Origin of the sequence: Moraxella cuniculi DSM 21768, assembly GCF_900156515.1 — a bacterium.
Taxonomy (GTDB): Bacteria; Pseudomonadota; Gammaproteobacteria; order Pseudomonadales; family Moraxellaceae; genus Moraxella; species Moraxella cuniculi.
Genome location: NZ_FTNU01000002.1, coordinates 99,742 through 120,620 on the forward strand (window position 1 = coordinate 99,742; position 20,879 = coordinate 120,620).

A 20,879-nucleotide genomic window follows, 5' to 3' on the forward strand; every position below is an offset into this window, starting at 1 on the left:
TGCATGAACAATCTGCATTAGTAGTCATACTCTAAGCTATGCTATAAACCTCATCGCTTTAACCCAGTCTACCAAATCCAAACCGCCCAACCATTGTATAAACTTAGCCAAATAATTTAAACTGCTTAATTTGCTTAAAGCAATCACAGTTGTGCTGTTTAGCTTATTAAAAATAGCCTTGTTTTTTACGCATCTCCATCGCTGAAGTGCTGGTTTTATCATCAAGACGCGTAGCACTGCGTTCTGAAACCTCTGCCAGTGCCGTCTCAGCGATAATCTGCTGTGGCGTAATCGCAACACTTGGCACAGGGCAGGTGCACGAAATATCACCCACCGTACGAAACCGCACCGAACGCACTTGGCTGGCATAGCCTGTCGGTATTGGAGTCAGTGGTGTAACAGGGATAAGCAGACCATCTTTTTCTACCACTTCTCGCTCATGAGCATAATAAATGCTGGGCAACGCCAAATTTTCACGAGCGATGTACTGCCAAATGTCCAATTCCGTCCAGTTTGAAATAGGGAAAACTCGCATACTCTCGCCCTGATGGTGCTTGGTGTTGTATAAACTCCACAGCTCAGGTCGCTGATTTTTAGGATCCCATTGCCCAAATTCATCACGAAAAGAAAAAATCCGCTCTTTGGCTCTTGCTTTTTCTTCATCACGGCGAGCTCCGCCCAATAAAGCATCAAATTGATGCTCTTCAATGGTCTCAAGTAAAGTAACCGCCTGTGCTGCATTTCTTGAGTCAGTTGGCTTTCTTAATACCACCGTGCCTTTAGCGATGGAATCTTCCACCTTGCCCACCACAAGTCTTGCGTTTAGTTTGGCAACTGTCTCATCACGAAAGGTGATCACCTCTGGATAATTATGTCCTGTGTCAATATGCACAAGTGGCAACGGCAGAGCGATTTGCCGATTGGGGATTGCAAATGCTTTTTTAACCAAAGCCAATAACACCACTGAATCTTTACCTCCTGAAAACAGCAAGGCAGGGTTGTGGCATTCGGCAATGACCTCACGAATGATATAAATAGACTCTGCTTCAAGATGGTCTAAATGCTTGTTTTGCAATACGGTTTTGTCTGTCATTTTACACCTTTATGTGCGTTGATTGATGATAATTTGCCTTAGCTATCTTGCTGTTTTATCTGATGAACTGACGATTGGTGTAATCCGCATTCTTTGCTGTCTTTAGACTCCCACCACCAGCGACCTGTGCGAATGTCATCACCTGCCTTGACAGGCAAAGTACAAGGCTGACAGCCGATGGACGGATACCCTTGTTCATATAAAGCATTATAAGGCAAGCCAAACTTCAGCACATACGCCCAAACTTGTTGCTCGCTCCAGTCGTAGATGGGATTGTATTTTGCCAGTTGGTGTAGCGTATCATGCTCAAAAAATGCCAGTGCATCACGCGTGGCTGATTGCTGTCGTCTTTGACCTGTCAGCCAAGCATCTGCCCCCAATAAAGCACGACCCAAAGGCTCGACCTTACGAATAAAGCAGCACTGCTTTCTAAGATCAACCCCATCATAAAACGCATTTTCGCCATGCGTGCTGATGTAGCTAGCAACCGCTTGGGCTTGTGGCTCATACCGCTCAAATACCAAATTAGGATAACGCTGTTTAATCTCATCAAACAGCGATACTGTCTCAGCATTTAGCCTGCCTGTATCCAGCGTAAATATCTGTGCCGATACGCCAAGTTTTGCCAGCACATCAATCATCAGCACATCTTCTGCCGCCAAGCTATTTGCAACTTTGACACACTGATGTTTATGAAAAATCTGATATAAACGAGCCTGTAGTAGCCTGATTTTTTCATCAAGCTGCTCATCAACTTGCTGATTTGGCGTGGGGATTTGCCACAGTTTTGGCTTAATAATCATAATCAGCTTCCTATACGATGGCTAAATGACGACTGAGCATTGTCAATCTTTGGGTTAAATTTGCTTTATTTTTAAATATTATCAATTGCTTAATAAAATCAAAAAGCAAAAAAATCTGTGAGTAATAAGCTATCATCGCCGCCAAAAAAGCAAAAATACCTTTTTGGATAAAGTAAAGTTCATTTTGGCATTAGATGATACTTGGCGATAAAAATCAGTACAATGAGCAAATTTGGGCTAAAATCCACCAGCCAATAACAAAACACTTACACAACACAGCACATCTGTATAAAATTTTTAGCCAAATTATGCTATAGTTTCGCCAAACGCATAACGCTTATCTTTGGAAATTGTATGAAATTACTCGCCCTTGCCCTGCCTGCTGCCTTGCTATTATCCGCCTGTAGCACCAAACAAACGCCCAGCCCACAGCCTGTACAAACCACCCCCAAACGCCCTGTGGTGGCGTTGGTGCTTGGCGGTGGTGGCACACGCGGTTTTGCTCATGTTGGCGTGATTCAAGCCTTAGAAAAAAATGGCATTCGTCCTGATATGGTCGTTGGCACCAGTGTTGGGGCGATGGTTGGGGCGTTGTACGCCAGCGGCAAAACCGCCGATGAACTAAAGCAGCTCGCCATCACGCTGAACGAAAAAGACATCATTGAACTAAGCCCGTCCAAACAAGGCTTGATTGATGGCACACGCCTACGCCGCTATGTCAATCAGCAGGTCAATCATCGCCCCATTGGCAGCTTTGCGATGCGTTATGCTGCGGTCGCTACCGAACTGCCAAGCAAGACCACTGTTGTGTTTGACACAGGCGAGGCGGGCATTGCTGTACAAGCATCAACCAGCGTACCAGAGCTGTTCATCGCACCACGCATTCCCGAAAATGGGGGCAAAAAATACATTGACGGCTCGCAATCTGCCCTTGTGCCTGCACGCGTTGCACGCAATTTGGGTGCAGATGTCGTCATTGCTGTGGATTTGATGACACCAGCCCAAACCACCACAGATGACCAAACCACCCAAAACAAGGGTGAAATCAACATCACACGCACAGACACCGCCATCAGTGCCAAATGGGGCGACAAAACCCTCGCTCTGCCGATTGATTTGACGCAGCTTGATAAAGCAACTGCCGAGCTGCCATTTGAGTTGCCACTGGGCAGTATTGTTGGCAATATCATCAAGTCCATACCAACCGACACCACCATCGCCTTGCCTGATAATCTGCCAAAAAACCTGCCGACCAGTCCAGCCGATCTTTGGCAACTGTTTGATCAAGCTGGCAAAAACTTAGCCATCAGTGCTGATGATATTGCGGCAAGCGATGTGCTGATTCGCCCTTTGGTAACCGAAGTATCGCCCTTTGATACCAGCAAGCGTCTTGAGCTTATCAATGCAGGCAAAATTGCCACAATCGCACAACTGCCAGCCATCAACACGGCGATTGACACTGCCAATAATCGCCACAGTGGCAAATAATAGCAAATAGAACAATACACAAATACCGCCTGTCTTGGCGGTATTGTTATGCGAACGCTTGCTCGGTACAAACTACTTATTGGGCGGCGTATCATCAAGCGTTTGTGCATATTTTCTAATCATCTCATGCACCTCTTGCTCGCCCTGATTATCGCCCCGTTGGCGATTGTCCTGTATGATTTGCCATGCTTGCTGCTCAGACTTTGGTTCGCCATAGTAATCAGCAGCCAGCAAAACATTATAAACCGAATAAGTATCAATGTATGATTGACAGACCTCGATGAGTCTTTCGCTTTTTTCTTGCTTGCTCATTTCAGGAAACATTGCCCCCAGCCGATACCAGCTGCTATCAAGGCAGTACAAAAGCAGCATGCCTGACCTGTCGGCATTTTTGCTAAGTGCCTCACCTGTCATAATCTGTTGCCCAAAGCGACCATCATTTGTTGCGGTATCCACCGTGCTGTCAGCATATCCCAGCAAACTTAGCGATAACAATGCCAAGCCAGCAAGCCATTTGCCAGATGCTCTCATCTTAATCTCCCTAATGATAAACCTATGGCTGATTATGCCCAATCAATCAAGCCTTGTCAATATCACCCCACTCACCCTGCAGCACAAGCCATCACGACACCGCCTATTTACTGCTGTAGCATGAATTATCAAACAAAAATGGCTTGGATTTTGCCAAAAAGGGGTTTTTATAAAAAGGTTTTTGTAGGTCTGGTGCTATTGTTGATGGGTTGTAATATTAATGGCGTATAATTTGGTACAAAAGCACCGGGGCTACTAAGGGTGTAAATACCAATGGTGCAAACAAAGGGCAGTGCAATTTTTCTATATAGTCATGGATTATATGCCAGCAGGCTGGAGCGTCCTTTATGCCAATAAGAATGAACAAAACCCAAGCTATAACTTGGGTTTTGGGTTTGTTTGACAAAAGGCGGTACTAGACTCGCTCAATGATGGTGCTGATGCCTTGACCCAAGCCAATGCACATGGTCGCCAGCCCCAATTGGGTGTCTTGTTGCTCCATGACATTTAACAAGGTTGTGGTGATTCTTGCCCCCGAACAGCCCAAAGGATGCCCCAGAGCAATCGCACCGCCATTGTGATTGACGATGTCTTGTTTATCAAGCAAATCCAAGCCTTTTAACACGGCAAGACCTTGGGCGGCAAAGGCCTCGTTCAGCTCGATGGTCTCAATATCAGACAACGCCAAGCCTGCTCGTTTGAGTGCTTTTTGAGTGGCGGGTACAGGGCCATAACCCATGATTGCCGCATCACAACCAGCGGTTGCCATCGCACGGATTTTTGCACGCGGTTTTAGCCCCAGCTCACCTGCTTTTTTGGCACTCATGACAAGCATTGCCGCCGCACCATCGGATAATGCCGAAGCGGTGGCTGCTGTTACTGTGCCATTTTTTGGGTCAAACACAGGACGCAATGCCTCAAATGCTGCCAAATTGGCATCAGGGCGAATCACCTCATCAGTGGTGCATAATTGCAAATTGCCCTGCCCATCATGCCCCTTCACGCCGACAATCTCATTGGCAAAGCGTCCTTGCACGGTCGCCTCCCATGCTTTTTTGTGCGAATTTACCCCAAATTCGTCTTGCATTTGGCGTGTGATGCCATGCAGTCTGCCCAGCATTTCGGCGGTCAGCCCCATCATGTTGGAGGCCTTAGCATAGTATTTACTGGCACGGGGATTGGGATCAACCCCATGCGTCATCGCCACATGTCCCATATGCTCAACACCACCGATGATAAACATATCACCTTGATTGGTCATGATTTGGGCAGCGGCGGTATGCAGTGCCTGCATTGATGAGCCGCACAGGCGATTGACCGTTTGAGCAGCAACAGTCTTTGGCACGCCTGCCAACAATGCCGCATAGCGTGCGATATTCCAGCCTTGTTCTAGCGTCTGATTGACACAGCCCCAGATAATATCCTCAAGCTCGCTTGCATCAATGCCATTACGCTGAATTAACGCACGAATCAACTCGGCCGACAGCTCATCAGCACGCACATTGGCAAACATACCATTTTTGCTTTTGCCCATGGCGGTACGCACGCCATCGACAATGACAACATCGGTTGGGTTTAGTGCAGTCATTATATTTTCCTTAAACTCTATTTATATTAACTTTATCCAATAACCATCAATAAAAAGTCTCGCCAGCATCACACATTTGACGCAGCTTATCTGGTGCTTGATATGCCTTGCCCAGATGAGCATAGCGATCGCACAGTGCCACATAATTTGCTACACCCAGCTGGTCAATATAACGGCACGGCCCGCCACGAAATGGTGGAAAACCCACACCCATAATCATCGCCATATCCGCCTCGGCAGCACTGGCAACGATACCGTCCTCTAGGCAGCGTACCGTCTCATTACAAAACGCCAACATCATGCGGTCGATGATTGCTTGTTCATCAAAACTTTGTGCATCTGTCTGCACTGCTTTTAATAATGCATAAGTCTCATCATCGGCAAGTTTTTTTGGCTTGCCTTTTTTGTCCGTCTCGTATTTATAAAAGCCAATGCCGTTTTTTTGCCCCAAGCGACCTTGCTCATACAAATGCTCAATGCTGCCCTTGTAGTCAGGTTTCATGCGGTCAGCAAAACCTTCCGCCATCACCTTGGCACCATGCACGCCCGTATCCAGCCCCACCACATCGATCAGGTAGGCAGGGCCCATTGGCCAACCGAATTTTTCCATCGTTTTGTCAATCTGCACAAAGTCAGCACCTTCTTTGATTAACAAATCAAACGCCCCAAAGTACGGAAACAGCACACGATTTACCAAAAACCCTGGGCAGTCATTCACCACAATCGGTGTTTTGCCCATTTTTTGAGCCAATGCCACTGTGGTAGCAACCGCCTCATCGCTGGTTTTTTCGCCACGAATCACCTCAACCAACGGCATACGATGCACAGGGTTAAAAAAGTGCATGCCCACAAAATTCTCTGGGCGTTTTAGTGATTTGGCAAGCCGTGTGATGGAGATGGTCGAGGTATTTGATGCCAAAATTGTGTCATCTTTTACCAAATCTTCAACCTCAGACAGCACGGCCTCTTTGACGGCTGGATTTTCTACCACGGCTTCGATGACAATATCAGGCGTAGCAAAATCCCCATAGTTGAGCGTTGGGCGGATTAAAGACAGCGTGCGACCCATCTTTTCGGGCGTAGATTTGCCACGCTCTACTTCTTTGGCAAGCAGTTTGCTCGCCTCACTCATGCCAAGCTCCAGCTGACTGTTTTTGATGTCTTTCATCATAATCGGCAAGCCCTTGCTGGCAGCCTGATACGCGATACCACCGCCCATGATGCCTGCACCCAGCACAGCCGCCTCGTTGATATCAAAGGCGTGCTTGCTGTAATCTTTGGCAAGTTTTTTCACCGCTTGATCGTTTAGGAACAGCCCCACCAATGCCGCCGCCTGTGGTGTCGTTGCTGCTTTGGCAAATGCTGCCGCCTCAACTTTTATTGCCTCATCAAGCGGCAGATTGACATGATTTTCGATCGCCTCTACAGCCAATGCAACCGCAGGATATTGCTTGGGATTTGCCTTGGCAAAAATCATCGCTTTGGCGGTCGTAAACGCCATCGTCTGCTCGATTTGGTTTAGCTTGACTGGCTCTAGTTTTTCTTGGCGGCGTGCCTGCCAATCAAACTGCCCATCGATACATTTTTTTAGCAAATCAACCGCCGAATCCATCACAGATTCATCAGCGACCACCGCATCCACCAAGCCGATTTTTAAGGCATCGGCAGGCTTGTACGCCTTACCTGTGGCTATCGCCTCCAGAGCATTGTCAATGCCAATCAAGCGTGGCGTGCGTACCGAGCCACCAAATCCCGGGAAAATACCCAGCTTGGTTTCGGGCAATCCAATCTGTGATGAGACCCCCGCCACACGATATTCACACACCAAAGTCATCTCACAGCCACCGCCCAGTGCCGCACCATTGACAGCGGCAACTTTTGGAAAAGGCAATCTCTCAAAGCGGTTAAACGCATCATTAATCTGCAAAAGCCATGTATACAGCTCATCGGCTGGCTTTTTAAAATATTCTACAAACTCGCCAATGTCCGCCCCTGCGATGAATACTTTTTTGGCAGAGCTCACCACCAAGCCTTTGATATTGCTTGATTTTTCTAAAATTGCCACTGCTTCAACAAACTCGTTATTGGTTTGTTTGTCAAATTTGTTCACGCTGCCTTGTTTGGCATCAAACCGAAATTCAACAATGCCTGCCGCCTGATCCAAATAATCAACTTGAATGCTGTTTCCTTGATAAATCATGGTCGCTCCTAAATTCAAAATAACCGCCAAACAAGCAGCGGATTTGTCCGATTTTGTTTAATATAGCACAGCCACAGACAGATTGCACCTGATTACACCAGACAATCATGACCGATGGGTCATTGCCCAAAAATTAACAATCATCAAGCCCTGCCAACACTTGCCACAAAATCAACAATCATCACCGACCACTCTTTACAAACATTTGGCTAATTGCTATCATTAGCAGATTTACCAAACCAAATCTCCCTGCGAGTTCCCATGACATTGCAAACTTATTATGATATTTTGGGCGTCTCTGCCAACGCCGCTCCTGAAGTTATTCATGCCGCCTATCAGACACTGGCAAGAAAATACACCCACAGCACCAGTCCTGAAGCAGGGCAGATGGCAGCACTGATCAAACAAGCCTATGATGTATTGTCAGACCCTGTTCGCCGCAGCGACTATGACGCATGGCTGCGACTCAACCAAACCAACCAGCCAGTTACCCCTGTAGCACCGATGCCAACCGCTGCATACCACCCACCAAAAAAAGGCTCGTCAGCAGCAGCGTGGATTATTGGGGGTTTGGTTGTGTTATTGGCAGTGGCTGGGCTTGCTTATTATTTGGTATCCTCCACAGGATTTTTTGGCAACAAAGACGAACCAGTTCAGCCAATCGACACATCAGCCCAAACCAACACCCTAAAGCCTGTTAGTCCCATTGACAATGGCATCACCCCCGAGCAACAAAATGCACGCAATCAAGCACACGCCGACTATCTGGCAGCGGTAAATCGCATCAATGCCGTTTGGAATAGCCTGCCCAAGAACACTCGCAACGCCCTGCGTGATGAACAGCGTGCCATCAATGCCGCTCGTGAAGCCAACTGCCAAGCTCAAGCCGTCAGCGAATACAGCTCACCCATCGAAATCGAAACCGCACGCTATCGCTGCGAAGTACCCCTGATGGACGAACGCACCAATGAACTGCGTGTCTATATTCAAAGCGAACGCAACGCACCTGTTTATGACGAGCCATCGGACTATGATGTCAGCTATGATGAACCAAGCGAATCGCATGACGACAGCTATGACGACCCTGTCAGCTATACTAAGCCTGCCGAAGCACGAGCCATGTATGATGAAGCGGTAGCGAACATCAACGCCATTTGGAATAGCCTATCTGACGAAACTCGCAACGCCTTGCGTGATGAACAGCGTGCCATCAATGCCGCTCGTGAAGCAGACTGCAAAGCCTATGCACGCAACAACTATAGCACTAAATACGAGCAAGACACGGCTCGCTATCTGTGCGAAGTCCCAGAGCTAAACGATCGTGCTGCACAGTTGCAAGAATACGAATAAATCACCACAACCGCTTGCACTGCGAGCGGTTTTTTGTTGCAAAACCGCCACACAGCCACCCCTTGCCCAAACTGGCAAATATAGACACAGCGGTCAAACTTAGCCACCGACAACGCTGGATAAATTTGTTATCATGGCAAAAATTTTGGAGAAAATCATGTATCCTTTTATCCGACTGGGCAAAACCATTGCCAAAAGCACCCTGCTACAACTACAGGGCAAAACACTTGCTCCGACCGACACCAGCGAAATCAGCTTTGTCAGTGGCATTCATGATATTGATAATTTTCTTGAGATGAACAATGGGCGGATTTTTACCCTGTTTGACTTGGGGCGGACGGATTTTGCCATTCGTACAGGGCTTGGCAAAAAACTGCTCGCCAACCGCTGGGGCTTGGTCGTGGCTGGCAGCAGCATTCAGTATCGCAAGCGTGTTCGCCTGTTTGACAAAATCACCATCAAAACTCGGCTGTGTGCCATTGACGAACGCTGGTTCTATATCGAGCAAACCATGTACAACCAAGGCACGCCCAGCTCACAGGCACTGCTGCGTACTGGCGTTACCAATCTGATGACAGGCAAGACGATACCGACCCAAACTGTACTGACCGCCATCGGTCATGGGGATTTGCTCATGCCTGCTGATGACTGGGTGGCAGCTTGGATTGCCGCTGATAAATTACGCAACTTTCCCATAGATTAATAATATATTATAGTTAATATAAACAATATCGCTGGACTGGCGTAACAATTGACAAATCCTAGCCACTGTATGATAATATCACTACTCACAATATCAGCTGTGCAGAGACATCGTTTATCATAAGGGATCATCATGAGAATCACCCCCCCCCTCGCTTTTTGGGTAGCTGCCTAGCTGTGCTATTTATCTTCATCAGCCCAACTGCCCATGCTGTTAATTGGCTTGAGATTGGTAAAGCAACAGACAAATCGCTTACTGCCAGCATTGATCTTGACAGCATTCGTTCTCACCAATTTAGCGGCTATAATAGTCGCTCCTACCTAAGCGTCTGGGTGAAGTACGATTTTACCACCGCCCAAAAAGCCAACAATGGTAAACTGTACCGCCAAACCAAAGACCTAATATACATCGACTGCGATAATAAAAAATGGACGATCAAAGAAGTCCATAAATACACCAGCACAGGTAATGTGGTTGATAACTTGAAAAATCCTTATCTTACCACCTCCTCTTCGAACAGTTGGGAATCCATCATTCCAGAAACTTCCAGCGAGCGTATCGTTGAGTTGACCTGCTACTACGCCCAGAATAAATAACCATTTTTTACTGATATAACAAAGCCGACACTCACAGACTGTCGGCTTTTATGGTTATTGAGCGATTGGCTTATCGCCTTTGGTGATGACGGATTCGCTCACGATGATTTTGCTCACCCCTTGCATACTTGGCAGCTCGTACATGGTGTCAAGCAAGGCATTTTCGATGATTGAACGCAAGCCCCTTGCTCCAGTTTTGCGAACCATTGCAGCCTTGGCAATGGCAGTGAGTGCCTGCGGCTCAAACTCCAACGCCACCCCTTCCATCTCAAACAGATATTGGTACTGCTTGACTAGGGCATTTTTTGGCTCGGTGAGAATCTGCACCAGTGCCGCCTCGTCCAGCTCTGCTAGGCTGGCAATCACAGGCAGACGACCGATCAGCTCTGGAATCAGACCGAACTTAATCAAGTCCTCCGCCTCCACCTCGCGGAACAGCTCGGTAATGCTCGATTCGTCCTGTGCCTTGACATCGGCATTAAAGCCAATGCCTGTCTTTTCGGTGCGTTGGCGAATCACTCGCTCAAGCCCTGCAAATGCCCCACCGACAATCATCAGAATATTGCTGGTGTCCACCTGAATCATCTCTTGGCGTGGGTGCTTGCGTCCACCTTGAGGCGGAATATTGGCAACCGTGCCTTCGATAAGTTTTAGCAGGGCTTGCTGCACGCCCTCGCCAGAGACATCTCGTGTGATGGACGGATTTTCGCTTTTGCGAGAGATTTTGTCAATTTCATCAATATAAATAATGCCTTTTTCTGCCTTGCTGACATCATAATCGGCAGCTTGCAGCAGTTTTTGGACGATATTTTCAACATCTTCGCCGACATAGCCTGCTTCGGTCAGGGTTGTCGCATCCGCCATCGCAAATGGCACATCAAGCATTTTTGCCAGCGTTTGTGCCAGCAGCGTCTTGCCAGAGCCAGTCGGCCCGATAAGCAAAATATTACTTTTGCTTAGCTCAACCGTCTCATTGTCGCTGTTGTCTTTGGCGGCGACTTTTAGGCGTTTGTAGTGATTGTATACCGCAACCGACAGGGCTTTTTTGGCGGCATCTTGACCGATGACATAATCGTCCAGATGCTCACGCAGCTGCTTTGGCTTGGGCAACGGCTTATCCAGCCACTCGCTTTGCTCTTGATTATGTGGGTCATAAGAGGTGCGATCGCTGTCTGTTTTGGTATCTTGGCGGTGTTTTTTGCCAGACTCTTTTCGCAATAAATCACCGCAATCCTTGATACATGCATCACAGATATTGGCATCAGCCCCTGCAATCAGCTTATCCACTTCGGTCTTTTTTTTGCCACAAAAGGCACAGCTCGGCACTTGTGTATTGGTCATGCGTTATCCTTATTGGCAATTATAGTGATTTTGGGCGTTTATCAAGCACCACATCAACCAAGCCGTATTCTTTGGCTTGTGCAGCACTCATGAAGTGGTCTCTATCAGTGTCTCGCTCCACTTTTTCAATCGGCTGACCTGTGTGCTTGGCAAGCAATGCGTTTAATTTTGCCTTCAGCTCGATGATTTCTCTTGCATGAATCTCAATATCCGATGCCTGCCCACGAAAACCACCCAGTGGCTGATGAATCATCACGCGTGAGTTCTCCAGTGCGTAGCGTTTGCCTTTTTCGCCTGCGGACAACAAAAACGAACCCATCGAACACGCCTGACCCAAGCAAATGGTTGATACATCAGGCTTAATAAAATTCATGGTATCATAAATCGCCATACCTGCCGTTACCACGCCACCGGGCGAGTTAATGTATAGGTGAATGTCTTTTTCAGGATTGTCCGCCTCCAAAAATAACAGCTGGGCAACGATCAGATTTGCCATGCCGTCCTCGACCTGACCTGTCAAAAAAATCACTCGCTCACGCAACAAACGAGAGAAAATATCAAACGATCGCTCACCACGACCAGATTGCTCAATGACCATCGGCACAAGGGCATTGGTAGGTGCATGATAGGCATCTGCCAACTGGTCATAAAATGGGTTTTTTGTCATGTTATTCATAATTTTCCTTAAATACGACTGGTGTGGCGTAAGTCTGGCTACTTTGTCAAATCCAGCAACCAACCTGCACCCACCAAGTCATCACCACTGTGATAAACTTAAGAATAAAAACCCCAATGCATGACGCTTGGGGCATTTATCTTGATGACTAAGACGCATCAACTCTGATGGCTAAGCCCACATTAGATGGCTTGTTGCTGTGCCGCCGCCAGCAAGTCTTGGTATTTTACCTCTTTTTCGCTGACTTTGGCTTGACCAAGCAGATAATCCACTACCTGATCTTCTAGCACCACAGATTCAACTTGGCTGCGTTGAGCCTTGTCATTGGTGTAGTACTCAATCACTTCTTGTGGATCTTCGTAGTTTTCGGCAGCTTCAGCGATAAATGCTGTTACACGCTCTTGATCCACTTCGATTTTTTGAGTTTCGATGATTTGGCTAACCAATACGCCCAAACGCACTGCACGCAATGCCTGATCTTCAAACAGCTCATTTGGCAACATATTGGCATCAAAAGTTGCTGGATTGGCACCGAACTGCTGTGCAAAACGATTTAGCATCAGCTGGCGTTGGCGGTCAATCTCTTGATCTAACATGACTTTTGGCACTTCAAATTCATTCTTCTCAAGCAGTGCATCAAAGGCAGCTTGCTTAACTTGATTGCGTGCTGCGTGCTTAACTTCACGCTCCATGTTTTTGCGAACATCGGCTTTTAGCTTGTCCAAGCCGCCTTCGGTTACGCCAAACAAGGCAAAAAATTCATCGTCCAATTCAGGCAATTTGGCTTGCTTCACTTCTTTGACGGTGATAACAAACTCAGCTTCTTTGCCCGCCAAATGCTCGGCTTGATAATCCTCTGGGAAGGTAACTTTGATGGTTTTTTCTTCGCCAGCTTTCATGCCTTTCATGCCGTCCTCAAAGCCGGGAATCATGCGACCTGAGCCGATGACTAGGCTGTAATTTTCGGCACTGCCGCCTTCGAATTTTTCGCCATCAATTGAGCCTGCAAAATCAAAAACTGCCTCATCGCCATCAACAAGCTCGCCATCTTTGGTCTCAAAAGTTTGGCGTTGTTTTTGCAAGTTTTCGATCATGGTATCGACATCTGCATCAGAGACGCTGGCAACTTGACGCTCAACCTCAATCTCGCCCAAGCCCTGAACCTCAACTTTTGGGAAAGTCTCAACGGTGGCTTGGTACACCAAAAAGTCATTTTCTAGTTTCACATCGTCAATGCTTGGTACGCCAACGACACGGATTTTCTCGCCTGCCAGTGCCTCAAATACTGTATCACGAATCACATCGTTGATAACTTCTTGTTGAATGCCAGCACCGTACTGGGCACGAATGTGTGATACAGGCACTTTACCCTTGCGAAAACCGTCAATCTTGGCAGTTTTTGCCACGCTGCGAATGCGGCTTTCAACTTTGCTTTGGATATTGCCCACAGGCACTTTTACTGTCAGCTGGGTTTCTTTGTCAGAGATGACATTGACAGATACTTGTAAATCGCTCATAACTCACCTTTTTGTGTAATTAAAATACCTAAAAGACTGGCTCTTGGTTTGCCAATCAAAATCTGTTTATGCAGATATTTTTATATCTATGATTAGATATCATTAACAATCAGCATATAAATATAATAAAAGCAATACAGTATAGCCAATTGATGATAAAATTACAAGCCTTCGCAGACAAACGGGCGAATTTCTCCGCACGCTTGGTGCAACCATCACGCCCATGGCACACGGCAAATTGCACAATATGCAAATTTAGAATAAGCAAAATCACCAGCGATTCGCTATAATAAGCACTGTTTTGTTTTTATGACAAAAACATCAATCGCAGCAAGCCAAAACACCCACCAGACAGGACTCTTATGAATACGCATACCAACCCCTCCCAAATCCCCCAAGCAGGTGTCGTCGTTATCGGTGGTGGCACGGCAGGCTGGACGATTATCGAAACTCTGCGTAAACTTGATGCAACGCTTGACATCACGCTCATCACTGCCGACAGTGGCGATCGCTACATCAAGCCGCAACTTTCTGCCGCCTTTAGTCAGAACAAAACCGCCGCCACGCTCATCAACAAAACTGCCGAGTCGCTCGCTGCCACGCTTAATATCACGCTGCTGGCACACACGGTTGTAACCAGTATTGACAGCCACGCTCAGACCATCACGAGCAATCACGGCATGATTGGGTATCATCGGCTGATTTTGGCGACAGGAGCCGTGCCTGTGCTGCCAGCCAACCTGCCCTGTGAGCATACTTGGCAGATTAATCATATTGATGATTTTGACAAATTACAACGCAAACTTGCCACCAAACCCAATCAGCACATTGCCATCATCGGTGCTGGCATGATTGGCGTTGAGCTTGCCGAAGACCTAAGCCGTGCAGGTCATCGTATCACTCTGATTGGTCGCGATCAGCTGCCATTGCTTGGGGTACTGCCACCCATTGCAGCTACCAGACTGCACACAGCACTGACTGATATTGGCATTTGTTATCTTGGGGATACGCACATTCAGAGCATTCACCCTAATCAAGGGCAATATCAGCTAAGCCATGCCAATGGCGAACTGCTGGTTGATGAAGTCATCACCAGCACAGGCCTTATGCTGGATAAGACGCTGGCAGCAAGTGCAGGGATTGACCACTCTCAACATGGCATCATCGTCAATCCAACAACGCTACAAAGCTCAAACCCTGCCATCTATGCCATCGGCGACTGCATCAGTATCTATGGCAAGCCCTGCCGATTCGTTGCTGTGCTGCGTGAACAAGCCTCTGCCATCGCCCATCATATTTTGGGGCTAGATCATACAGGCTATCAGCACAAACCCCCCATGATTCGCCTAAAAAACAAAGCCATCACCGTCAGCATCACAGGCGAGCCAACGCCACAGGCATGGCACATTGACAACGATGATGAATCGCTACTGCTGCTTAGCCAACGCATTGATGATACCATCACCGCCAAAATTGAGCTAAAAGCCCCCAGCAAATAACCGCTTGATTGCCATGGTAAAGACGCCAAACATTGATACCAAAATTTAGCTGGCAGGAGAATGATAAAAAATAACTTTTTTTGGCAAAAACCTTGTATAATGAACAATTAATCCTATTTAGATGACACATTTGTTTATAGGTTTATCAAAAGGTATGAATACAAATCTTACACTCACCGACAGTGCCGCTGCCAAACTTGCCAAACTAAAAACCGCTGAAGGCAATGACACACTCATGTTGCGTGTATATGTAACAGGGGGTGGCTGCTCTGGTTTTAGCTATGGGTTTGATTTTGCCGAAGAATTGGGCGATGATGATGCCACTTTTGAGCATGGCACAGAGACTTTGGTGGTGGATTCATTAAGCTATCAATATCTGGCTGGCTCAACCATTGACTACATTGAGGGGCTAGAAGGCTCACGGTTTATTGTCAATAATCCAAACGCCACCACCACCTGCGGCTGCGGCTCGTCATTTTCTATCTAAATTCGGTCAAATCGTGTAGCCTTAAGCATGGTGCTACGCCACAAAAATAAGCCAAGCTTGGTCGCTGTGCCAAATCACAAACCAATCTCGCAAGTGGCGTGCTGGCTTTGTTTTATGGCATAAACACAAATACAAATTCCAACAAGTCATACCAAAATCCCTTTGCCAAGCTAGGTTGTGTGTTTTATAATAAAGCAATTTTCCAAATAAAAGAGCAGTACAATGACGCAATCAGTTTTTCGCTTGCCAGTATGGTTTAGCCCCAGTCTTGTGGCAGGTATGCAACGCGGCATCGAAAAAGAAGGCTTGCGTATGCAACCCGATGGCTATGCCGCCAAAACCTTCCACCCTGCCAAGCTCGGCTCAAAGCTCACCCACCCTTATATCACGACAGATTATTCAGAAAACTTATTAGAGCTTATCACCGACCCAATGCCCTCCATCAAACAGGCGTTGGATATGTTGCGAGATTTGCATGTCTTAGTCCATCGCTCACTAGAAAACAACGAATTGATGTGGCCACTGTCCATGCCGTGCATGAGTTCGGATACCGACAGCGACATTCCGCTGGCTGATTATGGCAGCTCCAATATCGGCAAGCTAAAAACTCTCTACCGCTCAGGGCTTGGTGTGCGTTATGGACGCAAAATGCAAACCATCGCAGGGTTACATTATAATCTCTCCATCGGTGATGATTTGTTTGCCGCTTGGCACAAAGCTGCTGGCACAGGCAGTTTTGGCGACTTTAAAAATGACAAATATCTGGCACTGATTCGCAACTTCAAACGCCTAACGCCGCTGGTGCTGTATCTGCTCGGAGCAAGCCCTGCTGTTTGTGGTACTTTTGTCAGCGGTCGCAATCATACGCTCAAGCCCTTGGGCGGCACTTGCAGCTATCACGAACCTGACGGCACAAGCCTACGCATGGGTAAGCTTGGCTACACCAACAGCGTACAAGAAAATCTGGACATTCGCTACAATCAGCTGGACGAATACATCGCAGGTCTACAAGCTGCCATCGGCACGCCGTATGCTGATTTTGAACGCATTGGCGTAGACGATGCAGACGGCAACCCAATTCAAATCAACAGCCACATTTTGCAAATAGAGAACGAATACTACAGCCCAATCAGACCAAAACAAACCACCAAAGCTGGCGAAACACCCACCGCTGCACTGGCGGCTCGTGGCATTGCGTATGTTGAATTTCGTGCAATTGACCTTGACCCTTATTCAGACATCGGTATCGAGACCTCAACTGCGTGCTTTTTGGAAGTGTTGGCATTGTATTGCCTGCTGACTGACTCGCCCTATCTTATGCCTGATGAAGAAAAACGCCTAAGCCAAAACATCGACACAGTTGTCAATTATGGTAGACGACAAGGCATTACCATCACCACTAAGACAGGTGAAGTGTGCCTACACGATTGGATTGTGCATCATCTATCACAAATGCAAGTCATCGCCGATGCCTTTGATGCACATCACGGCAGCAATGATTATCGCAGTGCATTGGCAATGATGCAAGGCAAGGCAACCAACCCAGAATTTACTCTGTCGGCACAAATCATCGCCGACTCATACCGTGTTGGCGGTACTTGGGCATTGGGCAAACTGTTGGCACAAAAGCACCAAGCCGAACTGCTAGGTCATGCCCTAAGCCGTGAGGACGAAGCCAAATTTGATGCCATCGCCCAACAATCGCTTGCCAAGCAAGCCGAACTTGAAGCTGCCGATGATATTGAATTTGCTCAATATCTCCAAGCCTACCGCTAAGCCCAGAGGTTTTTTATGAATACATTTAACTGAGGTTTTTTATGAATACATTTAATTATCGCACAATCAATCTGCTGCTGGTCATTATCATGGTAGCTGCCAGCATTTTTGCCATCGGATTTTTACAAAAATACCTTATGCTAGAACCTTGCTCGCTGTGCATTTTTCAGCGTATTGGGCTGTGGACCATGGGGGCTTTTGCTCTGCTTGCGGTACTGTTTAACCCAAAAAATTTCACCGCCCGCCTGTTGTTGTGGCTAGGTAGTCTTGCTGGCACACTGTGGGGTGGTGGTGTGGCTGCACGCCATACTTGGCTACACTATGTGCCATCAGCCGAGCCACCTGCCTGCGGTCCTGGTCTGGAATATTGGGTGCAGACTCTGCCTTTGTCTGATGTGCTGACCACCGTATTGACCGCCAATGGCGACTGTTCGGTGATTGATTGGACTTTTATGGGTCTGTCAATCCCTGCCCAAACACTGATTTTATTCGTGGTTATTTTTGTCATTCAGTTAATTCTGTTGAAAAAAATTATTAACAAACAGCCATAATCATTCACCATTTATCATCGTACAAGGTTCGTCATGCACATTCATATTTTGGGTATCTGCGGCACATTCATGGGGTCTTTGGCACTCATTGCCCGTGATTTGGGTCATCGTGTTACAGGGTCAGATACCAATATTTATCCGCCCATGAGTACACAACTTGCCAATGCTGGTATCGAAATCTGGGAGGGATACCGTGCCGAACACCTAAACCCTGCTCCTGATTTGGTGGTGGTGGGCAACGCCTGCAAGCGAGGCATGGAGGCGGTTGAATATATGCTAAATCACCGCCTGCCCTATACCTCAGGGCCGCAGTTTTTGTACGAAACGGTGCTAAAAAATCGCCATGTGCTGGCGGTGGCAGGCACACACGGCAAAACCACCACAACCACCATGCTGGCATGGATTTTGCAATATGCAGGGATTGACACGGGATTTTTGATTGGTGGCGTGCCACTGGTAAATAGTACGGACAGTCGCCTGCAATCTGCCTTTGCTCACTCTGGTCATCTGGGTGAGCGGTATTTTGTGATTGAGGCAGACGAGTATGACTCGGCATTTTTTGACAAACGCTCAAAATTTGTACACTATCGCCCAACCACAGCCATTTTGAACAACTTAGAATTCGATCATGCTGATATTTTTGCTGACTTGGCAGCGATTCAGACGCAATTTCATCACATGATTCGCATGATACCGTCCACAGGTCAGATTATCATGCCTGCCGCTACCGACAGCCTAGAACAGACGCTTGACTTGGGCGTATGGACACCTGTATTGCGTACCGCCATCGACCAAGATGCCGACTGGCAAGCGACACTGTCCGAGGCAGATGGCTCGGTCTTTGGCGTGCGTTTTGGGAATGAAATCGGCGAAGTTCGCTGGGGCATGAGCGGTCTACACAATGTCAATAACGGCTTGGCAGCCATCGCAGCCGCTCATCATGTAGGCATAAGCATCAAAACCGCGTGCGAGGCTCTGTCTGCATTTGCTGGCATTAAGCGGCGTATGGAGCTGATTGGTGATGTTCGTGATATTTTGGTTTTTGATGATTTTGCTCACCATCCAACCGCCATCACCACCACACTTGATGGAGCAAAAAAACGCCTAAAAAACCGCCGCATTTGGGCAGTGATTGAACCTCGCTCCAACACAATGAAGCTGGGCAGTCATCGCGATCAACTTGCCAGCTCGGCAGCGATTGCCGATCAGGTGATTTGGTATGAGCCAAAAGACCTCTCATGGGGGCTGGCTGATGCCATTGGTGATACCGCTGGGCAAATGGTGCTGGGTAGCACCGATGCCATCATCGACCACCTAAGTCTGCACGCAAAAGCAGGAGATGCGATTATCATCATGTCAAATGGTGGCTTTGAGAGCATTCATACACGGCTACTGGCAACACTGCAAGCCAAAGCCTAAACACATCACCACAAGTCAGCCAGGCTGGCTTGTTTGGCTTGGCAAAAATGACAAGTCTGTGGCACTTGGCTGACATCATCAGCCATTTTATACCAGATTGCGACCTGATTCTGATTATGCACTGTTAGTGATTTTCTTTATGCCCAAAGGCAGGTCATTATTACAACAGCTCCTGCCGCTAAGCGATAATCAATCATCTAAAATAGCCACAACACCAACCCAAATTACAAATCACCACTGCCTCTTTGACAATCCTGCCCCATTATGCACAAATCAAACCTCTGCCACCAGCCAGAACATCTACTGGCGATGGAAAATTTTGCCAACGATGGCTTGGATAATCCCAATGCAGCCACAGATAAATGGTGCTGGTTTATTAGGCTTTGGATAGCCCGACCCCACCCCAACAACACCGCCTTAACGCCACCTTGATAACGCCCAAAAATCACTAAAATTCCCTGCCTTCAAAGGCTGCAACTTTGGCTCGCTCATCGCCCGACCAAGCAATCTTTGACATCGTGCGATCGGTTCTGACTATCACCGCCTCGCCTGTTGCCACCACTGCCTGTTGAGCTTGGCTAAACATCGCATATTCTTGCACAATGCTGGTTGTGCCAAGATGCTTAATTCGCACACCGATTAGCAGTGTATCTGGATACACCACAGGGCGATGATACTGCATTGAGGCGTGTGCCAAAATCGTCAATAAATCCTCTCGTGCCTGCAAAAAACCAATCGCTCGCATATATGCAATTCGTGCCGATTCGGCATAGCGATAATAAACAACATTATTCACATGATTAAAGCCGTCCATATCCCCCCATGCCACAGGCTGTACGCACACCACAGGATAATCTTGTAGCACTGCTGGGCGAGCATCGCCAGTTAAGATAGGTTCAAATATTGTGTTGATTTTTAGCATCATCTTTCCTTATTTGAATTTTGGCAGATATATTTGGGGAAATTACTTCCGCCAAATTGTAGGCAATTTATCACAAAACCTTCATTTTGCCCTAGGCTTAAATCGTATCCGCCAAGAGTCATGCCGACAAGAACGGTCAAGGTTATTGCTGCATTTGTTGTACAAAACAAAACCTGCCAGCTTAGCCAATGTATTGTCTTATGGTATAATAAGCCCCCATTGATTGCAAGCACAAACACCAACCAGCCATCACGCCCAAAACAAAACACCCTGTTTGTTGCCAAACAGAGTGCCGTCATCAGCAAAATGCTACGACTTAAGACCTAGCGTCCGACTTCC

At 47.3% G+C, this 20,879-nt stretch carries 19 protein-coding genes; 10 read left to right on the top strand and 9 right to left on the bottom strand.

Annotated features, from left to right (window positions below; genetic code table 11):
- Positions 1-166 precede the first annotated feature (166 nt).
- Entirely contained in the window at positions 167-1,093 is a 927-nt protein-coding gene (cysD, locus tag BW928_RS02075) for a sulfate adenylyltransferase subunit CysD (RefSeq protein WP_076554582.1), read from the bottom strand.
- Positions 1,094-1,131: 38 nt separating this feature from the next.
- On the bottom strand, positions 1,132-1,896 hold the full coding sequence (locus BW928_RS02080; RefSeq protein ID WP_076554583.1) for a phosphoadenylyl-sulfate reductase: 765 nt from the start codon (positions 1,894-1,896) through the stop codon (positions 1,132-1,134).
- A gap of 354 nt (positions 1,897-2,250) precedes the next feature.
- Between BW928_RS02080 and BW928_RS02085 the strand changes: the two genes are divergently transcribed.
- Entirely contained in the window at positions 2,251-3,384 is a 1,134-nt protein-coding gene (locus BW928_RS02085; protein WP_076554584.1) for a patatin-like phospholipase family protein, read from the top strand.
- 72 nt (positions 3,385-3,456) lie between these two features.
- Here BW928_RS02085 and BW928_RS02090 read toward each other — a convergent pair whose 3' ends face one another.
- The 3 genes from BW928_RS02090 to fadB all read right to left on the bottom strand — a co-directional run bounded on the left by BW928_RS02090 (position 3,457) and on the right by fadB (position 7,703).
- The gene (locus BW928_RS02090) at positions 3,457-3,915 is read right to left on the bottom strand and encodes a hypothetical protein (RefSeq protein ID WP_076554585.1); all 459 of its coding nucleotides are present in this window, start codon (positions 3,913-3,915) and stop codon (positions 3,457-3,459) included.
- Positions 3,916-4,330: 415 nt separating this feature from the next.
- Positions 4,331-5,503 carry an acetyl-CoA C-acyltransferase FadA gene (fadA, locus tag BW928_RS02100; RefSeq protein ID WP_076554587.1) on the bottom strand — a complete coding sequence of 391 codons (1,173 nt, stop codon included), beginning with the start codon at positions 5,501-5,503 and terminating at the stop codon, positions 4,331-4,333.
- 46 nt (positions 5,504-5,549) lie between these two features.
- A complete protein-coding gene (gene fadB, locus BW928_RS02105; protein WP_076554588.1) occupies positions 5,550-7,703 on the bottom strand; it encodes a fatty acid oxidation complex subunit alpha FadB in 2,154 nt (717 codons plus the stop codon).
- Positions 7,704-7,964: 261 nt separating this feature from the next.
- On the opposite strand from fadB, the gene BW928_RS02110 reads away from it, so the two are divergent.
- The 3 genes from BW928_RS02110 (at position 7,965) to BW928_RS02120 (ending at position 10,352) form a co-directional block, all read left to right on the top strand.
- Positions 7,965-9,053, top strand: coding sequence for a DnaJ domain-containing protein (locus BW928_RS02110; RefSeq protein ID WP_076554589.1), 1,089 nt, complete (start codon positions 7,965-7,967; stop codon positions 9,051-9,053).
- A 157-nt stretch (positions 9,054-9,210) separates the two neighbouring features.
- Positions 9,211-9,756: an acyl-CoA thioesterase gene (locus BW928_RS02115; RefSeq protein ID WP_076554590.1), complete on the top strand. Its 546-nt coding sequence runs from the start codon at positions 9,211-9,213 to the stop codon at positions 9,754-9,756.
- A 176-nt stretch (positions 9,757-9,932) separates the two neighbouring features.
- On the top strand, positions 9,933-10,352 hold the full coding sequence (locus BW928_RS02120) for a surface-adhesin E family protein (RefSeq protein WP_078309995.1): 420 nt from the start codon (positions 9,933-9,935) through the stop codon (positions 10,350-10,352).
- Positions 10,353-10,406: 54 nt separating this feature from the next.
- Here BW928_RS02120 and clpX read toward each other — a convergent pair whose 3' ends face one another.
- The 3 genes from clpX to tig form a co-directional block, all read right to left on the bottom strand.
- Entirely contained in the window at positions 10,407-11,693 is a 1,287-nt protein-coding gene (gene clpX, locus BW928_RS02125) for an ATP-dependent protease ATP-binding subunit ClpX (RefSeq protein WP_076554592.1), read from the bottom strand.
- Positions 11,694-11,712: 19 nt separating this feature from the next.
- A complete protein-coding gene (clpP, locus tag BW928_RS02130; RefSeq protein WP_076554707.1) occupies positions 11,713-12,360 on the bottom strand; it encodes an ATP-dependent Clp endopeptidase proteolytic subunit ClpP in 648 nt (215 codons plus the stop codon).
- Positions 12,361-12,551: 191 nt separating this feature from the next.
- Positions 12,552-13,886 carry a trigger factor gene (gene tig / locus BW928_RS02135; protein WP_076554593.1) on the bottom strand — a complete coding sequence of 445 codons (1,335 nt, stop codon included), beginning with the start codon at positions 13,884-13,886 and terminating at the stop codon, positions 12,552-12,554.
- Positions 13,887-14,248: 362 nt separating this feature from the next.
- On the opposite strand from tig, the gene BW928_RS02140 reads away from it, so the two are divergent.
- The 5 genes from BW928_RS02140 to mpl all read left to right on the top strand — a co-directional run bounded on the left by BW928_RS02140 (position 14,249) and on the right by mpl (position 19,618).
- Positions 14,249-15,385, top strand: coding sequence for an FAD-dependent oxidoreductase (locus BW928_RS02140; protein ID WP_076554594.1), 1,137 nt, complete (start codon positions 14,249-14,251; stop codon positions 15,383-15,385).
- A gap of 154 nt (positions 15,386-15,539) precedes the next feature.
- Complete coding sequence (erpA, locus tag BW928_RS02145; protein ID WP_076554708.1) at positions 15,540-15,872, top strand: iron-sulfur cluster insertion protein ErpA; 333 nt, start codon at positions 15,540-15,542, stop codon at positions 15,870-15,872.
- 222 nt (positions 15,873-16,094) lie between these two features.
- Positions 16,095-17,648 (top strand): glutamate--cysteine ligase, encoded by a 1,554-nt coding sequence (gene gshA, locus BW928_RS02150; protein ID WP_076554595.1) that lies wholly within the window; start codon positions 16,095-16,097, stop codon positions 17,646-17,648.
- A gap of 41 nt (positions 17,649-17,689) precedes the next feature.
- Complete coding sequence (locus BW928_RS02155) at positions 17,690-18,199, top strand: disulfide bond formation protein B (protein ID WP_076554596.1); 510 nt, start codon at positions 17,690-17,692, stop codon at positions 18,197-18,199.
- Between the two features lie 33 nt (positions 18,200-18,232).
- Positions 18,233-19,618: a UDP-N-acetylmuramate:L-alanyl-gamma-D-glutamyl-meso-diaminopimelate ligase gene (gene mpl, locus BW928_RS02160; RefSeq protein WP_076554597.1), complete on the top strand. Its 1,386-nt coding sequence runs from the start codon at positions 18,233-18,235 to the stop codon at positions 19,616-19,618.
- A gap of 448 nt (positions 19,619-20,066) precedes the next feature.
- Here the strand turns inward: mpl and BW928_RS02170 are convergent, their stop codons facing one another.
- Positions 20,067-20,540, bottom strand: a complete 474-nt coding sequence (locus tag BW928_RS02170; protein ID WP_076554599.1) for an acyl-CoA thioesterase — start codon at positions 20,538-20,540, stop codon at positions 20,067-20,069.
- A 120-nt stretch (positions 20,541-20,660) separates the two neighbouring features.
- Here BW928_RS02170 and BW928_RS11590 point away from each other — a divergent pair, with 120 nt between their 5' ends.
- Positions 20,661-20,867, top strand: coding sequence for a hypothetical protein (locus BW928_RS11590; RefSeq protein ID WP_076554600.1), 207 nt, complete (start codon positions 20,661-20,663; stop codon positions 20,865-20,867).
- Positions 20,868-20,879 lie beyond the last annotated feature (12 nt).